The organism is Acinetobacter sp. YQ_14 (assembly GCF_043102985.1).
GTDB classification, from domain to species: domain Bacteria; phylum Pseudomonadota; class Gammaproteobacteria; order Pseudomonadales; family Moraxellaceae; genus Acinetobacter; species Acinetobacter venetianus.
Map to the genome: position 1 here is coordinate 83284 of NZ_JBICJJ010000011.1, position 16713 is coordinate 99996.

Consider the following 16713-nt stretch of genomic DNA (forward strand, 5'->3'; position numbering starts at 1 on the left):
ATATAAATTTTAGCGAGATAAGTATCGCGTCATATCCTCAATGCCTTTTAAAGTCATCGGATACATATGATCTTCAAAAGTTTCTTTAATCCATTGAATCGTTTGCGTGTAATGCCAATAGCCTTCCATCTCAGGATTAAGCCATGCTGTTTTATCAAAATGCTGACGCAAACGTCTCAACCATACTTCCCCAGATTCTTCATTCATATATTCAACTGAGCCACCCGCAGACTTTAATTCATAGGGAGCCATACTGGCATCGCCAACTACGATGACCCGATAATCACGTCCATAAGTATGGAACAGATCCCATGTATTCATACGGGTTGAACTACGGCGATGATTATCTTTCCAAACATAGTCATACAAACAATTATGGAAGTAGAAATATTCTAAGGTTTTAAACTCCGACTTTGCAGCACTGAATAGTTTTTCACATTCAGCAATATAGGCATCCATCGAACCGCCCACATCAAACAACATCAAAATTTTGATACGGTTACGACGTTCAGGCACGAGCTGTACATCTAAGATGCCTTGTTTAGCAGTCTCACGAATCGTACCGTCAACATCTAATTCTTCTGCTGCCCCCTGACGTGCAAACTTACGCAAACGACGCAATGCAATTTGCATCTGACGTGTACCTAAGACCTGATCATCATCAAGATTTTGGTATTTACGTTGTTCCCATACTTTTACAGCTGAACGTTTACGCCCTGGCCCACCAATTCGCACACCTTCTGGATGATCACCAAAAGCACCAAAAGGTGACGTTCCACCTGTACCAATCATACGATTGCCACCCTGATGTTTTTTATGTTGTTCGCGCAAACGCTCTTCCAACATTTTCATCAGTTCTTCAAGCGAACCTGCTTTCTGTAGTTCGGCACGTTGTTCAGGTGTTAGATGTTTCTCCAGTAATTCAAGATCAAACCAGTCTTTTGGTAACTTATGAACTTGTTTCAGCAATTCGTCTAAATCAAAAGTATCAATGCCATCAAAGTAATCTTTCATAGCACGGTCAAACTTATCAAAGAAACGTTCATCTTTGACTAAAACTGTTTTAGCCAATTGATAGAATTCTTCCTGATCAGCAAATACAAGACCTGAAGCAACCGCCTGATTGAGATCAATGAGTTCCCGAGTTGTTACAGGTACACCATATTTACGTAAGGTGTAAAACAATCGCACAAACATTGGCAAACACTCTTAACGGCGTGACATAAATGCTAAACGTTCAAGCAACTGTACATCTTGTTCATTTTTAATCAGCGCACCGTATAGTGGTGGAATCGCCTTTGATTTATCGTGATTACGTAATACATCTTCAGGCATATCATCAGCCATCAACAAACTTAACCAATCAATCAATTCAGACGTTGATGGTGGTTTTTTCAGATTCGGAATTTCACGCAACTTAAAGAAGACTTGTAAAGCTTCACTGACCAAGGTATTTGAAATACTTGGGAAATGTACAGCAATGATGTCACGCATCGTTGCTTCATCAGGGAACTCAATATAATGAAAGAAACAACGGCGCAAGAATGCATCTGGCAGTTCTTTTTCATTATTCGATGTGATGATCACAATTGGGCGCTGTGTCGCTGTAATTGTTTCACCTGTCTCGTAAACATAAAATGACATTTTGTCGAGTTCATGCAGTAAGTCATTTGGGAACTCAATATCAGCTTTGTCGATTTCATCAATCAACAAGACACAGCGTTCTTCACTGGTAAATGCTTCCCACAATTTACCCGGTTTAATATAGTTTTTAATGTCGTAGACACGATCATCACCTAACTGACTATCACGTAACCGTGAAACAGCATCGTACTCATATAACCCTTGCTGCGCCTTAGTCGTTGACTTGATATGCCAAGTAATGAGCTTTAAGCCAAGACTTGTCGCAACTTGCTCAGCAAGCAAAGTTTTACCTGTGCCTGGCTCACCTTTAACCAAGAGCGGTTTCTGTAAGGCGCGCGCAGCCTTAACTGCGAGTTTTAGGCTATCGGTAGCAATATATTGATCTGTACCAGTGAAGTGTTGTGTATCAGCAGACATTTAAAAACCTTATTTTTCTATATTTAAACTTTGTATCTAAACTGTACTTGCAGTTTTATTGACAGTGTATTTTGACCAACAGAAACCTATGAGCAACCCGACACCAATAACAAATAGAATTAATGATGCGTTCGACCAAATAAGTGAATGTTCTTTAGTTAACACGCCAAACAGCAAACCAAATATCGCAGGAGCTAACTCTGAATTTGGACCTTCAGAAACCGTTGGGGTAACTAAAATCGCAAACACAATAATCCATAAAACCCCACCAATAGGATTTGGAAGACGTGTCATCAAACGATACCAGCACCACAATGCGATGAGTGTTCCTGTCACATAAACAATGATCGCAACGTTTTCTTCAGGAAACTGATCCAGTACTGAAAGAATATGCGACCATATTGCTGTTAATGTCTCAAGCACCACGCAGACCCTCTGGTTCTACCGCATTTGGATTAATCAACCCTTCAGGCGGCATTTGAATGAAAAAGCCCTTCGTTTGCAAAGAATCTAAAACATGGAGAACATTTACACGAGCGAGCTTACGTTCTGTGTGGAGTTCCAAATGCATGACAAAAGTCGCTTTACCAAATGCGGTTAAGACAGTCTCAGGAATAATTTCAAATGGGTTTTCCTGTTCTTTGTCATCAGGATAGTTTGGACGAGCAATATACATATACATTTCATCTTTTTTGCTCGATCTATAAATATCGCAGTGCATGTTTACTCACATCTATTAACAATCAAAGACAGCATACATCAAAATAAAAATGGATACATTAAGGATTGTTAACGCTTTAGTCGCCTTTTTCTCTTCTATAGAGAAAACGTAGCCTATAAAGTGAAAACAAAAGCATACAACGCTCTTTTATGACAAATGTGATAATTATCAAGCGATTTTAATTTGAATCTCTGATATGCAGCAAAATAAATACGACGATCCAAACTTCTTCACTGAATATGCAAAAATGCCCCGTTCTGTAGACGGTTTAAAAGCGGCTGGCGAATGGAGCACATTTCAAACACATATGCCTGATTTGAAAGATAAGCGTGTGCTTGATTTAGGCTGTGGTTACGGTTGGCATTGTCAATATGCGGCAGAACAAGGTGCGTTATCCGTGATTGGTATAGATCTCTCTGCAAAGATGCTAGAAAAAGCTAAACGAATCACTACATCAGATCGTGTCACCTACCAGCAGACAGCAATTGAAACATTCCAAGCAGATACAGCATCATTTGATACGATTATCAGCTCATTAACACTTCATTATATTCAAGATATCGATGCGGTATTTCAAAAAGCTGCCGATCTATTGAAGCCATTAGGAGAGTTTTACTACTCGGTTGAGCATCCTATATTTACAGCACGTGCTCAACAAGATTGGTTCTATGATGCTGAAAGCGCAGCTTTACATTGGCCAGTAGATCATTACTTCGAAGAAGGTCAGCGAAATACTCACTTCCTGGGTGCTGATGTCGTGAAATATCACAGAACTATTGAGACACATATTACAGGCTTATTAAAAGCGAGATTTGAGATCACTGCACTCATTGAACCAACACCACCAAAAGAAATGATTGAGCAAATGGGTTGGCAAAATGAGCTAAGGCGCCCAATGATGCTGATTATTAAAGCAAAAAAAAGAGCTAGTTAATTAGCTCTTTTTTATACTACCTAGAAACCTTCATTTGCATCGCTAGATAATCAATGTCTTGCTGAAGTAATTCGATCATTGGTTTGGTTAAAATATCGTATCGCCAACCCAGTAAATAAGGTGGTAGGTCTTGCTCATCTAAATGAAATACAACGTGTTCATAAATTGCATTCAACCACTTCTTACGTAGCAACACTTCTTTAGGAATAGATGTTTGAGCAACTATCTGCTCTATCAATGCATCAATTTTAGGAGCAATTTCTTTTGAATTGCTTTTCACTGGACGCGCTATTCTTAATGGCCACTCAGCTTCAGGGGGTAAAAACTTGAGTAGATCTAGAATCATTTTACCATGCTCACGCACAACATTCGGGCGAATATCTTTCACTTGAGCAAGTTGGAAGTTATTGCGAGGGTTCTTTTCAACCAAATCAATCATAGTTGAATTTCTAAGAATAAAACTACGTGGTTGATTTAATGCTTTTGTAATTTGTTCACGCCAGATACTCAGTTGTTGTAACTGCATTAACTCACGGCGAGAGTGGCGGTAATTTCCAATATCTGTATACAGCTCAGGAAGTGGCGTTTCCATTGCGATATCTTTAGTTAAATTTTGGCAATCTTCCAACACATACTGATACAAACCTTTTGTTTGCAGATCATTTTTAACGGCATCAGCAAGTTTTACCAAATATAAAACATCATTCGCGGCATAACTCATTTGCTCTTGGCTCAATGGACGAGCAAGCCAATCTGAACGCGTTTGATCTTTTTCAATATCTATATTTAAATACGTTTTAAGCGCATTCTGATAACTTACCTGCAAACCATGCCCAAGAAATGCCATGGCAACTTGAGTATCAAATACATTTTTGAGCGGCTTTTGATCTGCGTAATGATAAATCAAATCAATATCTTCGCCACATGCATGAAAAATATTTTGTTGAGCAGCAAATAACTTTTGCCAGAAATGCTCGAGGTTTAAAGATGTTCCATCTAACAATACAACCTGACCATTCAAATTAATCTGACATACCCCTAATTTTGGGTAAAGGGTATCAACCTTAATAAACTCAGTATCAAGTGCATATGTGGAACATTGTTCCATCTGAGTGAGGAGAACAGCTAAATCTTTTTGCTGCTGGATAAACTGAAACATATTTGCTCAAGTAAAAAATAAAAGAACTACTCGCAATAGAACTGTAGAATTGCAGTTATTGCTCAACACAAGATCAAATGCAAAAAATTTAATCAGTATTCCACATGCAAAACATAAAAGTACTCCTAAATCCATTTAACAAAAGCGAAAGTCCTTTTCGCTCGCCAATAGTGCCATATTTTAAAGTAAATATATCTACGATAATGTAAGACAAAATGTAAAATTTAATTATTTGTTTAAATTAACAGCATGAATTTAATGTAAATAAATAAAATATCCGACAAAAGTATTATTTCATACGCATGCGGTTATGAACCGCCTGACTCAAGGTATGGCTGTCCACATATTCCAATTCACCACCTTGTGGTACACCTTGTGCAATTCGAGTCATATGAATCGGTAAATGCTTGGTTGCTTCAACCAAATAATGTGCAGTCGCTTGACCTTCAACAGTCGCATTTGTTGCAAGAATGACTTCTTCAATCGTTCCTTCGCTTAGACGCTGAATTAAATATGGAATACCAATTTCTTCAGGACCAATACCATCTAAAGGTGATAAATGCCCACCTAACACATGATATTTTCCACGAAAACTACCACTTTGCTCGATTGCCATAACATCTGCTGGAGATTCAACCACACAAAGTAATTGTTCATCACGCTCAACAGAAGCACAGATATCACAAATCTCATTCTCAGTTAGAGAATGACAAATACGGCACTCATGGATATGACTCGATGCTTCATGCAAAGCATGTGACAAAGCAAAAGCACCTTCACGATTTTTCATCAGTAAATGCAAAGCCATACGCTGTGCTGATTTTGGGCCAACACTCGGTAAAATACGTAATGCTTGAACTAATTGTTCAAATCGTTCACTAAACACAATTAGATTACTCTGTAAATTCTCCCCGCAGTTGTAAATCCCTCTTGATTCAAGAGGGATTTAGGGGGATTTAAAAATTAAAAAATGATGAATTAGAATAAACCAGATAAACCCGGTGGTAAGCCCATACCAGAATTTGCACCTTGTAACTTCTCTTCAGAAATTGCTTCAGCTTGACGTGCAGCATCATTCATCGCCGCTGCAATCAAATCTTCAATCATGTCCGCTTCGTCTTGTAATAAGTCTGGGCTAATTTCAATACGCTTAACGACATTACGGCAAGTCATAGTGACTTTAACCAAACCACCGCCAGCTTCAGCATGAACTTCTGTATTCGCAAGCTCTTCTTTGGCTTTTTTAAGGTTTGATTCCATATCTTTTTGCATGCGCTGAGCTTGCTGCATGAGCATATTAATATTCATAAGTCTCTCTCGTTAAACTAAATCTAGACCGCGTGATAAGTCGCGAATAATATCATTAATATCTTCTAAACCAACAGACACACGAATCAATCCTTCTTCGATTCCTGCTGCCTGCTTGGCTTCTGCGGACATTCTACCATGTGAGGTTGTTGCTGGATGAGTAATCGTTGACTTCACATCACCCAAATTACTTGTAATTGACAAGAAACGAGTATTATCAATCACTGTCCAAGCACCTTCACGCGCATTCTTTACCACGAAGGATACAACACCACCGAAACCTTTCTGCTGTTTTTTAGCAAGTTCATGTCCCGGATGATTTGGTAAGCCAGCGTAATATACTTTCTCAACTTTTTCATGCTGAGCAAGCCATTCTGCAAGCTTTTGAGCACTTTCACAATGCGCTTTCATACGTAGGCTGAGAGTTTCTAAGCCTTTCAAGAAAATCCAAGCATTGAATGGGCTCATTGAATTACCCAAAGTACGGATAACGCCATTCACTTCTTCAAGTAAATCATGTTTACCAACAACGGCACCCCCTAAGGCACGACCTTGACCATCAATATATTTAGTCGCAGAGTACAATACCAAGTCAGCACCAAATTTAATCGGTTGCTGTAAAGCCGGTGTACAGAAACAGTTATCTACAGCAAATAAAGCGCCATGTGCGTGAGCAATATCCGCAATCGCTTGCATATCACCTACTTGAGCCAAAGGATTTGATGGTGTTTCAATGAAAAGAATGCGCGTATTTGGGCGAATCGCATTTTTCCAGCCATCAAGATCATCTAAATCAACGAAAGTGACTTCTACAGCAAACTTAGCAACGTATTTTTCAAATAAAGCGATGATTGAACCAAATACAGCACGAGAACAGATCACATGATCGCCAGCTTTTAAGTAAGCCATACACATTGCATGAACAGCCGCCATACCAGAACTGGTTGCAACCGCACGTTCCGCCCCATCCAATACCGCTAGGCGCTTTTCAAAAGCCTGAACTGTAGGGTTGGTATAGCGAGAGTAAGTATTACCAGCAACTTGTCCAGAAAACTTAGCAGCAGCATCAGCAGCACTTTCACAAACAAAAGATGATGTTAAAAAAATTGGTTCACTATGCTCACCCTCAAAAGTACGGTCATGTCCCGTACGAATTGCAAGGGTATCTAGTTGATATTCTAAATCATCGCTTGGATTCATCGTTTTGTATGCCTTATGATCATCGTGGTCGAATATGCCAACATTTTGAGCGCCTAAGGTATTTAAGGTCAAGGCATAAGATATAATTATCGCTTAGACTTCGTGCAATCTTGACTCATGATGAGACTATTAAAGATGAAATCGCTTGTGGAACAGCAAAAAATAAATTTTAAACATCTCGCGATGCGTGTTTTTGAATCGGACAAACTCATATTGTCACAATCAACACCATACCAAGTGATTGCTCAGTTTAAACAAACTCGTGTTCGTTTTTATGCTTCTGAGAATAAACGCTATAAAGAGCCTTTGGTTTTCGTAGCACCGCTTGCAATCAATATGGATATCTACGACTTATATCCGTATCGTTCTCTAGTTAAACACTTCCAAGAAAGTGGTTATGACGTTTATCTTATTGATTGGGGCAAATTGACCTACAAGAATTATCAAATTAACTTTCTATCTTTTATTGATAAATTTATTCCACGCTGTATAGAAGCCATTCAACAACATTCGAAATCACAAAAAATATCTCTACACGGCTGGAGTATGGCAGGCATCTTTGTGACTTTATATACGGCTCGTCATCAACCAAATGCTATTAAAAACCTGATTGTTCTGGGCAGCCCGATTGATAGCTATGCGTCTGGCTATATTGGCAAGCTATACAAAACGCTTGCCTACGTTACCTCTCGCAATCCAACTGTTAAAGATTATATTTATAATCGCTTACCAAAGTTGATGATTCATTCCCCAGGTTTCTTAAACTCATTAGGATTTAAATTACTAGACCCCAAAGGATGGCTGGATGGCAACATTCAACTATTAAAGAACTTAGATAATTTAAAATTAGTACAAGAAGACGCAACACTCAGTCATTTCTTAAACAATATGATTGATTATCCTGGGGGTATTAATCAAGACATGCTATTTAATGTCTGGATGCAAAACCCGCTGAAAAACGGCGCAATCACCTTAAAAAATAAAACCATTGAGCTAAAAAATATTGATTGTTCGTTATTTGTCGGTGCAGGTAAAGGTGATCAAATGGTTACAGCAGATGCTGCATTTCCATTAACTCAGTTGACAAGTAGCCGAGATGTCACGTTTACTCTTATACCTGGCGGGCACTTAGGTTTAATGTCCAGTCAAAAAAGTTCAATCGAGTTCTGGCCAACACTCACTGATTGGTTAGCGGAACGTTCAACTCCAATAAAAAGGTAAACTATGACTCAATCTGTTGCATTTATCGGTTTAGGCGCTATGGGCTATCGCATGGCAGCTCATTTACCAAAGTATTTCGAAAAGGTTTTTGTTTGGAATCGAAACTTTAGTAAAGCAGAACAACATGCAACGGAATATGGAACAACTGCTGTCGAACTTGCACAAGCAGTACAGGCTGACATCATTTTCTCGTGTCTACCAACAAGCGATGATGTTGAAGCGTTAATCAGTACTGTACAGTTGAAAGCAGGTTCGATTTGGATTGACTGTACGAGCGGCGTACCTGACTCAGCTCGACGCTTGACAGAAAAGCTAAAACCGCAAGATGTGGACTTCTTAGATGCGCCTGTGAGTGGTCAAACCATTGGTGCAGAGAATGCAACACTCACTGTCATGGTCGGTGGCGATGTACAAGCATTTGAACGTGCTTATCCTGCGATGGCGGCTATTGGTAAACTCATTCAGCATGTTGGCGAGTCTGGTGCTGGATTTGCAGTTAAAGCGATCAATAATATGCTGCTTGCGGTTAACTTATGGTCTGTTGCAGAAGGCTTTAGTACATTAAAAGCACACGGCGTTAACCTTGATGCAGCATTGAATTGTATAAATGCGTCTAGTGGTAAAAGTATGGTCACGGAGACCATTTTTCCACAACGCGTACTCAGCCGTGAATTTCCAGTAACCTTTGCTCTACCATTATTGGCTAAAGATACAGGTATTGCTTTAGATTTGGTGCATGATGCTAAGCTTCCTACCCCGATTCTTTCTCTAACACAAAGTTTAATTCAAGCTGCGAATCTAACTTCAGAGCCAAATAGTGACTTCTCAGCAGCAGTGAAAATGTATGAATCGTGGAGTAAAATCACGCTTAAATAAAGCTGCATATGCTTTAGATTCTTTTGATTTAGATAAACTTTTAATTAGCACAAGTGCAATACTCAAACAGAATATTGCACATGCTTTTAGTTCATATTCATTACGCTTAATACAAATTTTTAAACATATTCTATTCATTTTCCTACTTACTCAAACTTTCCGATAATCAACCTTATTGAATATCTAATAAGTTAGTAGAATTAATTACAATGAAAACAATTAGCTAGATCAACATTATGAAGAAAGTAAATCTTTTGCTTCTTTTCACTCTAATTTTAATGCCTTTTGCATTTCAAAATTTGTATGCAAAGCAATATGTATTTATTGGATATGATAGTTTTTGCGGCTTACCAATCTTTAGGGGGCAAAACCCACAAATTGCCACAGCTGAAAAAGACAGCTATGGTCGACCAATTATTCACATTGATCCTACAGCATTAGCCAATCTAACAAGTTCTCGAATTTTTACACTTGCCCATGAATGCGCACATCATAAGTTAGGACATACCTCAAGATTAGGAGAAATGGAGCGCTATCATGGAGGAACACGCAAACAAGAACTAGAGGCTGACTGCTGGGCAGCAAAACAATTAAGCCGATATGGACAATTTACCGACCTGCAATTCCAAACTTTAAAAAATTTAGCTGAGGGTCATTTTATAGCAAATGGCTATCCTTCTGGAGTTGAGCGAGCACAAAACATATATTCATGTGCTACAGGAACAATTGTAAGACATGATGCCTCACCGCGTTGCTCCAAAAAATTAGTACCTCAAACCGTTGTCGTTACTACTTACCAGATAATCCCCACTCAAGTACCTTGTTCACATGTGAGAATGGGACCTTACGGCCCTTTCGCTATACATCAATTTGATCTTATTCCCAGAAAAGTACCTGTTCAAACACCTACAACAAGGATGATAGAAGTGACTCACTGCGAATAAATCAATATACCGTAATATTCGGAGATATCACTTAAGATATTAAAAATACTACGTTTCTAATTTAATTCAAGAGGAAATTTCGTACTAAAATTACATACTGACTATAGAGTTTCATTGAAATTTCATTAAGAAACCTTATATTGGTATATACGTAGCGACCAAGCGCCATATGAAAATACTGTCATAAAGCTTTGGTTTATACCTTTTTGATTAGAGGAACACCTCATGAATAAGTTTACGGTTGCAGTTTGTACTGGATTAATTACCCTCACAGGATTTAATCTTCAAGCAGCTACACCAGAACAAGAATGTAAAAAGTTGCAAGATGATTACAACTTAATCTACGCTTCTAAAGGATTCTGTTTCAAAGACGCAGACGCTAAAGCTAAATATGGCAATGAAAACTGCCATACAACAAAGCCAAAATTTTCTGACAAAGAACAACAGCGTCTTGATCAAATTAAAGAACGTCAGAAAGAACTTAACTGCAAATAATCTTTTCTCTTAGCTTTTCATTTAATTAATCTCTAAATGAAAAGCTAAATTGTTTTATACCCTATTAAAGGACTAATCATGGCGTACGATGACCAAAATATTTTCGCAAGAATCCTTCGTGGTGAATTACCTGCAATCAAAATTTATGAAGATGATCAGGTGCTTGCATTTATGGATATCATGCCACAAGCTGATGGTCATGCTTTAGTTATTCCAAAAACTCCTGCGATTAGCTTACTGGACTTACCTGCCGATGCAGCAGCCTATACCATTCAGATCGTTCAAAAGATTGCGAAAGCGATTGAGACAGGTCTTGATGCAAAAGGTATTGTTCTTATGCAACTCTCTGGAACAGCAGCAGGTCAAACAGTTCCCCATGTACATTTCCATCTGATTCCAAGTTCAGTACATGAATTAGGCCGACATGCGGCACAAATGGGTGATCAAGAAAAGATTAAAGTGTTAGCAGAAAAGATTAAAGCAGCACTGTAATATTTCACTGATATAATGCGAGGTTCTTACCTCGATTTTTATTTAATGGTAAATAAATCAATAATTAATCAAATTATTACCAAATATAAATCGTAATAAAACTGTCATTTTTCCTTCACTTCGTTGTAACAAAGTTTGCCGATACTGCATACAAGTCAGTGAGCTGTGTAACTTTTTGTACATAAGCAAGCTTATAACAGTAACTAAGGCATATGCCATTTACAAAAAAGTGTTTTGGAGAAATCTCAATGAAAAAATTGCTTCTTGCTGCTACTGTAGCAACTTTAGCCATAAATGCAGCGCAAGCAGCACCAACATTGTATGGTAAGCTCAGTGTGACTTTGGACAATATTGACAACAATGGCTTTAAAGATGAAAGCGTAACAAAAGTAAATTCAAATGCTTCACGTATTGGTGTTAAAGGCGAAGAAAAATTAACTGACAAATTATCAGCTGTTTACTTAGCTGAATGGCAAGTAAATACTGATGGTGACGGTACTGATCTTGGTATGCGTAACCGTTACATCGGTATCAAATCTGATGGTATTGCAACATTAAAAGTTGGTCGTTTTGATTCATACTTCAAAACAGCTGCTGGTAGCAACCAAGATATCTTCAACGATCACAACGAACTTGATATGACAGCTGTTCTAGTTGGTGAGGATCGTTTGAACAACGTTATTGGTTTTGAGACTGATAAAAAATTATTAGGTGGCTTAGCGTTCAACATCATGTTCCAACAAGGTGAAGAATCTTCTGCTGCTGATAGCGCATCTAAAGGTAAAGAAGGCAGCCGTGATGGTTTCGGTGATGGCGTTTCAACATCTCTTACATACGAAAATAAAGACATCGGTTTAGCAGCAGCAGTTGCTGGAAACTTCGGTGTAGCTTCTAAATACAATGCTTACAGCCTATCTGGTATCTATACTGATGCAGTACGTGTAACAGGTTCTTTAGACTTAACTCCAGCTGGTGTTGATGGTTTAGTATTCGGTGCTTTATGGCAAACTGCTCAACCAACTGACGATACAGTATCAACTACAGATGGTACGACTGTAACTTCTTATAAAGGTTTACAAGAAGATGCTTATGGCGTAACTGCTGCTTATAAGATCCCTTCTACACCAATCAAGTTAAAAGCTGAATATATCTCTGCTACAACTGAATCAAATGGTCGTGATGATCGTAAACAAGATATGTATGGTGTTGGTGCTGACTACCAAATCAACAAACAAGCACGTTTCTACGGTGTTGTTGGTCAACAAAAACGTGATTGGTTAGCTAAAAACGATACTAAGACTGTTATCGGTTTAGGTATGGAATATAACTTCTAATTTGAAGTTATAGGCTAAAACCAAAAAATAAAAGGGCAAATGCCCTTTTATTTTCATTTCTATTTTTAAAAACAACTAAATTCAGAAGTTAAAAAATTATTTTAAGAAGCCACTCACCATATTCAAAACATTTTGAATATCATTATTTGCTTCTTGTTGGCTGGTATTGCTACCTTGCGGCGTCAAAGAATCAATAACTTGTGGAAGAACTGAAGCAATTGCACCATAAATTGCTTGCTTAGGGGCTTGTGCTTGTTGAGCAACTTGCTCAACATCTTGATCGTCAAATAGGCTTTGAATATTTTGTGTTGGAACATCCTGTGCATTCTGTTGCTGTGGATCTACCCAACTTTGCACTTGATTGGCTAAGCCTGCATTTTTTAGTTTATCTAGCGCTCCTTGGAGGCCGCCTTGCTTTTGAATCCATGCCAGAACCAAAGGTAAAACAGCAATTAATAATGTTTGAGCCGTATTTCCACTTGTTGCATTAGTCTGTGTAGAAGAACTTCCACCACCTAATTGACCCAACACAGAGCCAAGTATCCCGCCTAATCCACCTTGTTGATTTTGAGTATTTTGCTGACCACCCATTTGACCGAGAACAGAACCTAAAATTCCACCTAAACCACCACCCTGATTAGATTGCTGACCGCCTAAAGCTTGCTTTGCTAAAATTTCAACAATATTTGTTAAATCTGTCATGACCCATATGTTCCTATTGGAATTATTTATTCCAAAAGAATACGCTGCTTTATAAGCTCACAACAAAGATGAATTGTTAAATTTTGCAAGAACTAGCAACAATCTAGCGCAACTTCTATCTGGATAAATTTAAAAGCGTTTAATCTCCTACCAGCGGAATTTATCCCAGTTTTCAGGGTTTGCCCAAAACTTAGAGTTAAACCAGTCAGGTACATGCTTATAGGTCAAAATATTAAATTGCCACAGTGCAAAATCACTGTCGTGTGCTGTTTTATCGATTAACTGCGTAAACCCAAGCGAACGAAGTAGTTTTTCATCACTTAATTTACTGACAACAACAATTCGCTTTGCCATCAAATCACGCAATTTCACCAGTAACTGTGCTTTTTGCGTGTCATTGATAGTTTGCATTTCATCTGTATCAAATAATACAAAACCTAAATCATAACGCTGCGTAAATGGCAGACTTAAAAAGTCAGTTACGTTAAAATGATGCCATTGAATTGAAGCATTCTGGTCAATCTGTTGACCTATACAAAGTGCAGTATGAATGGGCTGTTCTTGAGATAAATCGTCTAGCATAGAAGTGATGACATTCTGTTCAGCCATAACTGCAACCCTTGATTGAAAAAGATGAGAGTTTATTAATGGAACTACAAGGCATTTGTCACAAAATGCATGCAGCGCTCAAAACGCATAGTGTAACTGATCAATCAACAAGCAAGGCAAATGTTGAATATAAATTTATATTAGATCGCTCAGAAACTGACCTACCTTTTGTTTTAGGTCAAGAAATTGAGATCGAATGGACAGGTAATATTTATTGTACCTCATGTGGCGCAAAGACACCGAAGTCCTATTCACAAGGACATTGTTTTAAATGTTTTAAAACAAAGGCTGAATGTGACCTATGTATTATGAAGCCTGAAACTTGCCATTATCATTTAGGGACTTGCCGCGAAGATCAGTTCGCACATGATGTCTGTTTCCAACCGCATATTGTTTATTTAGCCAATTCAAGCGCTTTAAAAATCGGTATTACCCGTATCGTAAATATGCCAACTCGTTGGTTAGATCAAGGCGCTACGCAAGCATTACCGATCTTAAAAGTTGGCTCACGTCGTTTATCTGGTCATTTAGAAACTATGTTTGGTACGCAAATTGCCGATAAAACAGATTGGCGTAAATTACTTAAAGGCGAAGCTGAACCCTTAAACCTCGTTGAACAACGTGATCAAATTATTGAAGAGTTTGCTCCAAAAATTCAAAGTATTCGAGATGAATTTAGTCAGAACCTTGAATTCAATGAAGGTCTTGAGTTTCTCGAAAATGAAACTCCGCGAGAGTTCATTTATCCAGTAGAACAATATCCTGAAAAGATTAAATCCCTCAACTTGGATAAAACGCCTAAAATCCGAGGTGTTCTACAAGGGATTAAAGGTCAATACTTATTACTAGATATTGGTGTCATCAATATCCGTAAATACACAGGTTATGAACTAATCCTGCGCGCCTAAACAAAAAAGGTGGCAATTGAGCCACCTTTTTTTATTCCGATGATAAACAATTCAAAATGGCATGTACTGGATCTTCAGTATTCCCTGAGATCAGTTGTTTATGCATACTCAAATGCTGCATCATTTGAATATGTGCTGTTTCATGATCCATCAACTTTTCTATTTCTGTCGCCAAATGTTGTGGCGTAGCATCCGCTTGGATCAACTCCTCGATGACTTTTTTACCCGCAATGATATTCGGTAAAGAGTAATACGGAATCTTCACTAAGAACTTCGCAATAATATAAGTTAACCAGTTCAGTTTATAGAATGTCACCATCGGACGATGCAACAACATTGCCTCCAAAGTCGCCGTACCAGAGGCAAGCGCCACAATATCACTTGCATTCATGACCATACGCCCCACTTTTGACTCTGAATCGGTATTTTCTAATACATGAATTTTGTCTTTTACCGTGATGTCTAAGCTTTGAATACCCTGCTCAATTTGCTCTTTTCTTGCATCATTAATCGCAGGAATCAGAAACTCAAGATCAGGATATTTTCGATGTAAGATTTCAGCAGTACCGGCCAATAAGGGCAATAATCGCTCGATCTCTCCTCTACGACTGCCTGGTAATAATGCAACATGTGTTTTATGAACAGGCAATCCTAATTGTTGTTTAGCCTCAATATTTGGATTCTTAAGTGGCAACTGTTTTGCTAATGGATGACCAACAAATGCTGCTGGCACGCCATGATTTTCATAAAATGTTTTCTCAAATGGGAATAAACATAATACGAGGTCAATCGTCTTCTTGATGCCATGAACACGGCCTTGTCGCCAAGCCCAAACTGAAGGGCTCACATATTGCACTGTTTTAATCGGCAAATTCTTTTCTTTGATGGTCTTAGACAGACGTAAGTTAAAATCAGGCGCATCAATACCAATAAAAATATCAACTGGATGTTCAGTCCATCGTTCGACCAGCCCATCTCTCACCGCAAATAATTTTTTTAAATCTTTGAGAACTTCTACTATTCCCATAACCGATAGAATTTCCATCGGATAATAGCTATGAAAGCCTTCTGTAATCATTTGAGGGCCACCAATTCCCTCAAACTCGGCCTCGATCCCTTGCTCGCGAAAACTTCGCATGAGTTTAACACCTAGAGTATCCCCAGAAACTTCACCCACGACGATTCCAATTTTTAGTTTTTGCTTTACCAAGACCAACGCCCCATTTAGATACTGAGTAATTCTAACAAAATGATTTTACATCGAATCATAGCACAGGAATCAATTTGTTCTTGATTGGTGAAAATGCTCGACTATCTAATTTAACTTTTAAAATTAAAAATAATATCTATATTTACGATAGCTGAGTAATTGCTTGAGTTTTATTTAGATATTAATATTAACAAGAATCATTTTCATATGTGATTTATTTTTATTAATCTCCTAAGACATGTTATGGCTAAATCAACTTCTATTAGCATCACCTATCGAATTAGTGTGTTTTACCGTTTCGCTTTTACATTTGTGCTTGGTTATCTTTGCACGATGTATTTATGTTCAAGCCTAACTACTCTATTCGCAAAAATTTTAGCTAAAGCAGAGGCGATTTATCTTACTGCATTCCTGTCTATTCTGTTCTATGTAGCATTCATCATTATTAGCTTCTGTATCAACTCCTTATGGAAAATCACATTGATCAGTTTGATACTCGTAAGCTGCTTATTTGGTCTATCAGTAGGTGTAAATTAACC

Annotated in this window: 20 protein-coding genes; 9 read left to right on the top strand and 11 right to left on the bottom strand. The window is 38.1% G+C overall.

From position 1 onward, the window contains the following. Positions 1–9: 9 nt before the first annotated feature. The 4 genes from ACF8D3_RS05475 to ACF8D3_RS05490 are packed head-to-tail and all read right to left on the bottom strand — an operon-like array spanning position 10 to position 2782. Entirely contained in the window at positions 10–1197 is a 1188-nt protein-coding gene (locus ACF8D3_RS05475) for a VWA domain-containing protein (protein WP_007483280.1), read from the bottom strand. A 12-nt stretch (positions 1198–1209) separates the two neighbouring features. Then, positions 1210–2061 (bottom strand): MoxR family ATPase, encoded by an 852-nt coding sequence (locus ACF8D3_RS05480; protein ID WP_007483281.1) that lies wholly within the window; start codon positions 2059–2061, stop codon positions 1210–1212. A gap of 36 nt (positions 2062–2097) precedes the next feature. Then, entirely contained in the window at positions 2098–2484 is a 387-nt protein-coding gene (locus ACF8D3_RS05485) for a hypothetical protein (protein WP_278396592.1), read from the bottom strand. Beyond that, entirely contained in the window at positions 2477–2782 is a 306-nt protein-coding gene (locus tag ACF8D3_RS05490; protein ID WP_004879455.1) for a YcgL domain-containing protein, read from the bottom strand. The genes ACF8D3_RS05485 and ACF8D3_RS05490 overlap by 8 nt, the downstream gene beginning before the upstream one ends. A gap of 196 nt (positions 2783–2978) precedes the next feature. Between ACF8D3_RS05490 and ACF8D3_RS05495 the strand changes: the two genes are divergently transcribed. After that, entirely contained in the window at positions 2979–3716 is a 738-nt protein-coding gene (locus tag ACF8D3_RS05495; protein ID WP_392470609.1) for a class I SAM-dependent methyltransferase, read from the top strand. 16 nt (positions 3717–3732) lie between these two features. Here the strand turns inward: ACF8D3_RS05495 and ACF8D3_RS05500 are convergent, their stop codons facing one another. The 4 genes from ACF8D3_RS05500 to ACF8D3_RS05515 form a co-directional block, all read right to left on the bottom strand. After that, a complete protein-coding gene (locus ACF8D3_RS05500; protein ID WP_392470610.1) occupies positions 3733–4875 on the bottom strand; it encodes a ribonuclease D in 1143 nt (380 codons plus the stop codon). A 289-nt stretch (positions 4876–5164) separates the two neighbouring features. Continuing rightward, positions 5165–5761, bottom strand: coding sequence for a recombination mediator RecR (gene recR / locus ACF8D3_RS05505; protein ID WP_004879447.1), 597 nt, complete (start codon positions 5759–5761; stop codon positions 5165–5167). A gap of 92 nt (positions 5762–5853) precedes the next feature. Then, the gene (locus tag ACF8D3_RS05510) at positions 5854–6183 is read right to left on the bottom strand and encodes a YbaB/EbfC family nucleoid-associated protein (RefSeq protein WP_004662103.1); all 330 of its coding nucleotides are present in this window, start codon (positions 6181–6183) and stop codon (positions 5854–5856) included. A gap of 12 nt (positions 6184–6195) precedes the next feature. Continuing rightward, entirely contained in the window at positions 6196–7383 is a 1188-nt protein-coding gene (locus ACF8D3_RS05515; protein ID WP_004879445.1) for an O-succinylhomoserine sulfhydrylase, read from the bottom strand. A 135-nt stretch (positions 7384–7518) separates the two neighbouring features. On the opposite strand from ACF8D3_RS05515, the gene ACF8D3_RS05520 reads away from it, so the two are divergent. The 6 genes from ACF8D3_RS05520 (at position 7519) to ACF8D3_RS05545 (ending at position 12745) form a co-directional block, all read left to right on the top strand. Then, entirely contained in the window at positions 7519–8604 is a 1086-nt protein-coding gene (locus tag ACF8D3_RS05520) for an alpha/beta fold hydrolase (RefSeq protein WP_392470611.1), read from the top strand. 3 nt (positions 8605–8607) lie between these two features. Then, positions 8608–9480 (top strand): NAD(P)-dependent oxidoreductase, encoded by an 873-nt coding sequence (locus tag ACF8D3_RS05525; protein WP_392470613.1) that lies wholly within the window; start codon positions 8608–8610, stop codon positions 9478–9480. A gap of 236 nt (positions 9481–9716) precedes the next feature. Further along, complete coding sequence (locus ACF8D3_RS05530; protein ID WP_392470614.1) at positions 9717–10424, top strand: hypothetical protein; 708 nt, start codon at positions 9717–9719, stop codon at positions 10422–10424. A 225-nt stretch (positions 10425–10649) separates the two neighbouring features. Continuing rightward, positions 10650–10919, top strand: coding sequence for a YARHG domain-containing protein (locus tag ACF8D3_RS05535; protein ID WP_392470615.1), 270 nt, complete (start codon positions 10650–10652; stop codon positions 10917–10919). Positions 10920–10997: 78 nt separating this feature from the next. Further along, entirely contained in the window at positions 10998–11411 is a 414-nt protein-coding gene (locus ACF8D3_RS05540) for an HIT family protein (protein WP_004879437.1), read from the top strand. 248 nt (positions 11412–11659) lie between these two features. Further along, positions 11660–12745 (top strand): porin, encoded by a 1086-nt coding sequence (locus ACF8D3_RS05545; RefSeq protein ID WP_392470618.1) that lies wholly within the window; start codon positions 11660–11662, stop codon positions 12743–12745. 96 nt (positions 12746–12841) lie between these two features. On the opposite strand, the gene ACF8D3_RS05550 is transcribed toward ACF8D3_RS05545, so the two are convergent. Both ACF8D3_RS05550 and ACF8D3_RS05555 read right to left on the bottom strand, forming a co-directional pair. Then, the gene (locus ACF8D3_RS05550; protein ID WP_019384419.1) at positions 12842–13447 is read right to left on the bottom strand and encodes a YidB family protein; all 606 of its coding nucleotides are present in this window, start codon (positions 13445–13447) and stop codon (positions 12842–12844) included. A 147-nt stretch (positions 13448–13594) separates the two neighbouring features. Beyond that, entirely contained in the window at positions 13595–14056 is a 462-nt protein-coding gene (locus tag ACF8D3_RS05555; protein ID WP_004879434.1) for a DUF6231 family protein, read from the bottom strand. A gap of 38 nt (positions 14057–14094) precedes the next feature. Here ACF8D3_RS05555 and ACF8D3_RS05560 point away from each other — a divergent pair, with 38 nt between their 5' ends. Continuing rightward, positions 14095–14964 (top strand): DUF2797 domain-containing protein, encoded by an 870-nt coding sequence (locus ACF8D3_RS05560; RefSeq protein WP_004879431.1) that lies wholly within the window; start codon positions 14095–14097, stop codon positions 14962–14964. 31 nt (positions 14965–14995) lie between these two features. On the opposite strand, the gene lpxB is transcribed toward ACF8D3_RS05560, so the two are convergent. Then, entirely contained in the window at positions 14996–16174 is a 1179-nt protein-coding gene (gene lpxB / locus ACF8D3_RS05565; protein ID WP_392470619.1) for a lipid-A-disaccharide synthase, read from the bottom strand. 243 nt (positions 16175–16417) lie between these two features. Between lpxB and ACF8D3_RS05570 the strand changes: the two genes are divergently transcribed. After that, complete coding sequence (locus ACF8D3_RS05570; protein WP_081104348.1) at positions 16418–16711, top strand: hypothetical protein; 294 nt, start codon at positions 16418–16420, stop codon at positions 16709–16711. The last annotated feature ends 2 nt before the right edge of the window (positions 16712–16713 follow it).

Bases quoted from the DNA above. Each gene is read 5' to 3' on its own strand.
- ACF8D3_RS05475 (WP_007483280.1), bottom strand. From the start codon at position 1,197: ATGTTTGTGCGATTGTTTTACACCTTACGTAAATATGGTGTACCTGTA.
- ACF8D3_RS05480 (WP_007483281.1), bottom strand. From the start codon at position 2,061: ATGTCTGCTGATACACAACACTTCACTGGTACAGATCAATATATTGCT.
- ACF8D3_RS05490 (WP_004879455.1), bottom strand. From the start codon at position 2,782: ATGCACTGCGATATTTATAGATCGAGCAAAAAAGATGAAATGTATATG.
- ACF8D3_RS05495 (WP_392470609.1), top strand. From the start codon at position 2,979: ATGCAGCAAAATAAATACGACGATCCAAACTTCTTCACTGAATATGCA.
- ACF8D3_RS05500 (WP_392470610.1), bottom strand. From the start codon at position 4,875: ATGTTTCAGTTTATCCAGCAGCAAAAAGATTTAGCTGTTCTCCTCACT.
- ACF8D3_RS05510 (WP_004662103.1), bottom strand. From the start codon at position 6,183: ATGAATATTAATATGCTCATGCAGCAAGCTCAGCGCATGCAAAAAGAT.
- ACF8D3_RS05515 (WP_004879445.1), bottom strand. From the start codon at position 7,383: ATGAATCCAAGCGATGATTTAGAATATCAACTAGATACCCTTGCAATT.
- ACF8D3_RS05520 (WP_392470611.1), top strand. From the start codon at position 7,519: ATGAAATCGCTTGTGGAACAGCAAAAAATAAATTTTAAACATCTCGCG.
- ACF8D3_RS05525 (WP_392470613.1), top strand. From the start codon at position 8,608: ATGACTCAATCTGTTGCATTTATCGGTTTAGGCGCTATGGGCTATCGC.
- ACF8D3_RS05530 (WP_392470614.1), top strand. From the start codon at position 9,717: ATGAAGAAAGTAAATCTTTTGCTTCTTTTCACTCTAATTTTAATGCCT.
- ACF8D3_RS05535 (WP_392470615.1), top strand. From the start codon at position 10,650: ATGAATAAGTTTACGGTTGCAGTTTGTACTGGATTAATTACCCTCACA.
- ACF8D3_RS05540 (WP_004879437.1), top strand. From the start codon at position 10,998: ATGGCGTACGATGACCAAAATATTTTCGCAAGAATCCTTCGTGGTGAA.
- ACF8D3_RS05545 (WP_392470618.1), top strand. From the start codon at position 11,660: ATGAAAAAATTGCTTCTTGCTGCTACTGTAGCAACTTTAGCCATAAAT.
- ACF8D3_RS05550 (WP_019384419.1), bottom strand. From the start codon at position 13,447: ATGACAGATTTAACAAATATTGTTGAAATTTTAGCAAAGCAAGCTTTA.
- ACF8D3_RS05555 (WP_004879434.1), bottom strand. From the start codon at position 14,056: ATGGCTGAACAGAATGTCATCACTTCTATGCTAGACGATTTATCTCAA.
- ACF8D3_RS05560 (WP_004879431.1), top strand. From the start codon at position 14,095: ATGGAACTACAAGGCATTTGTCACAAAATGCATGCAGCGCTCAAAACG.
- ACF8D3_RS05570 (WP_081104348.1), top strand. From the start codon at position 16,418: ATGGCTAAATCAACTTCTATTAGCATCACCTATCGAATTAGTGTGTTT.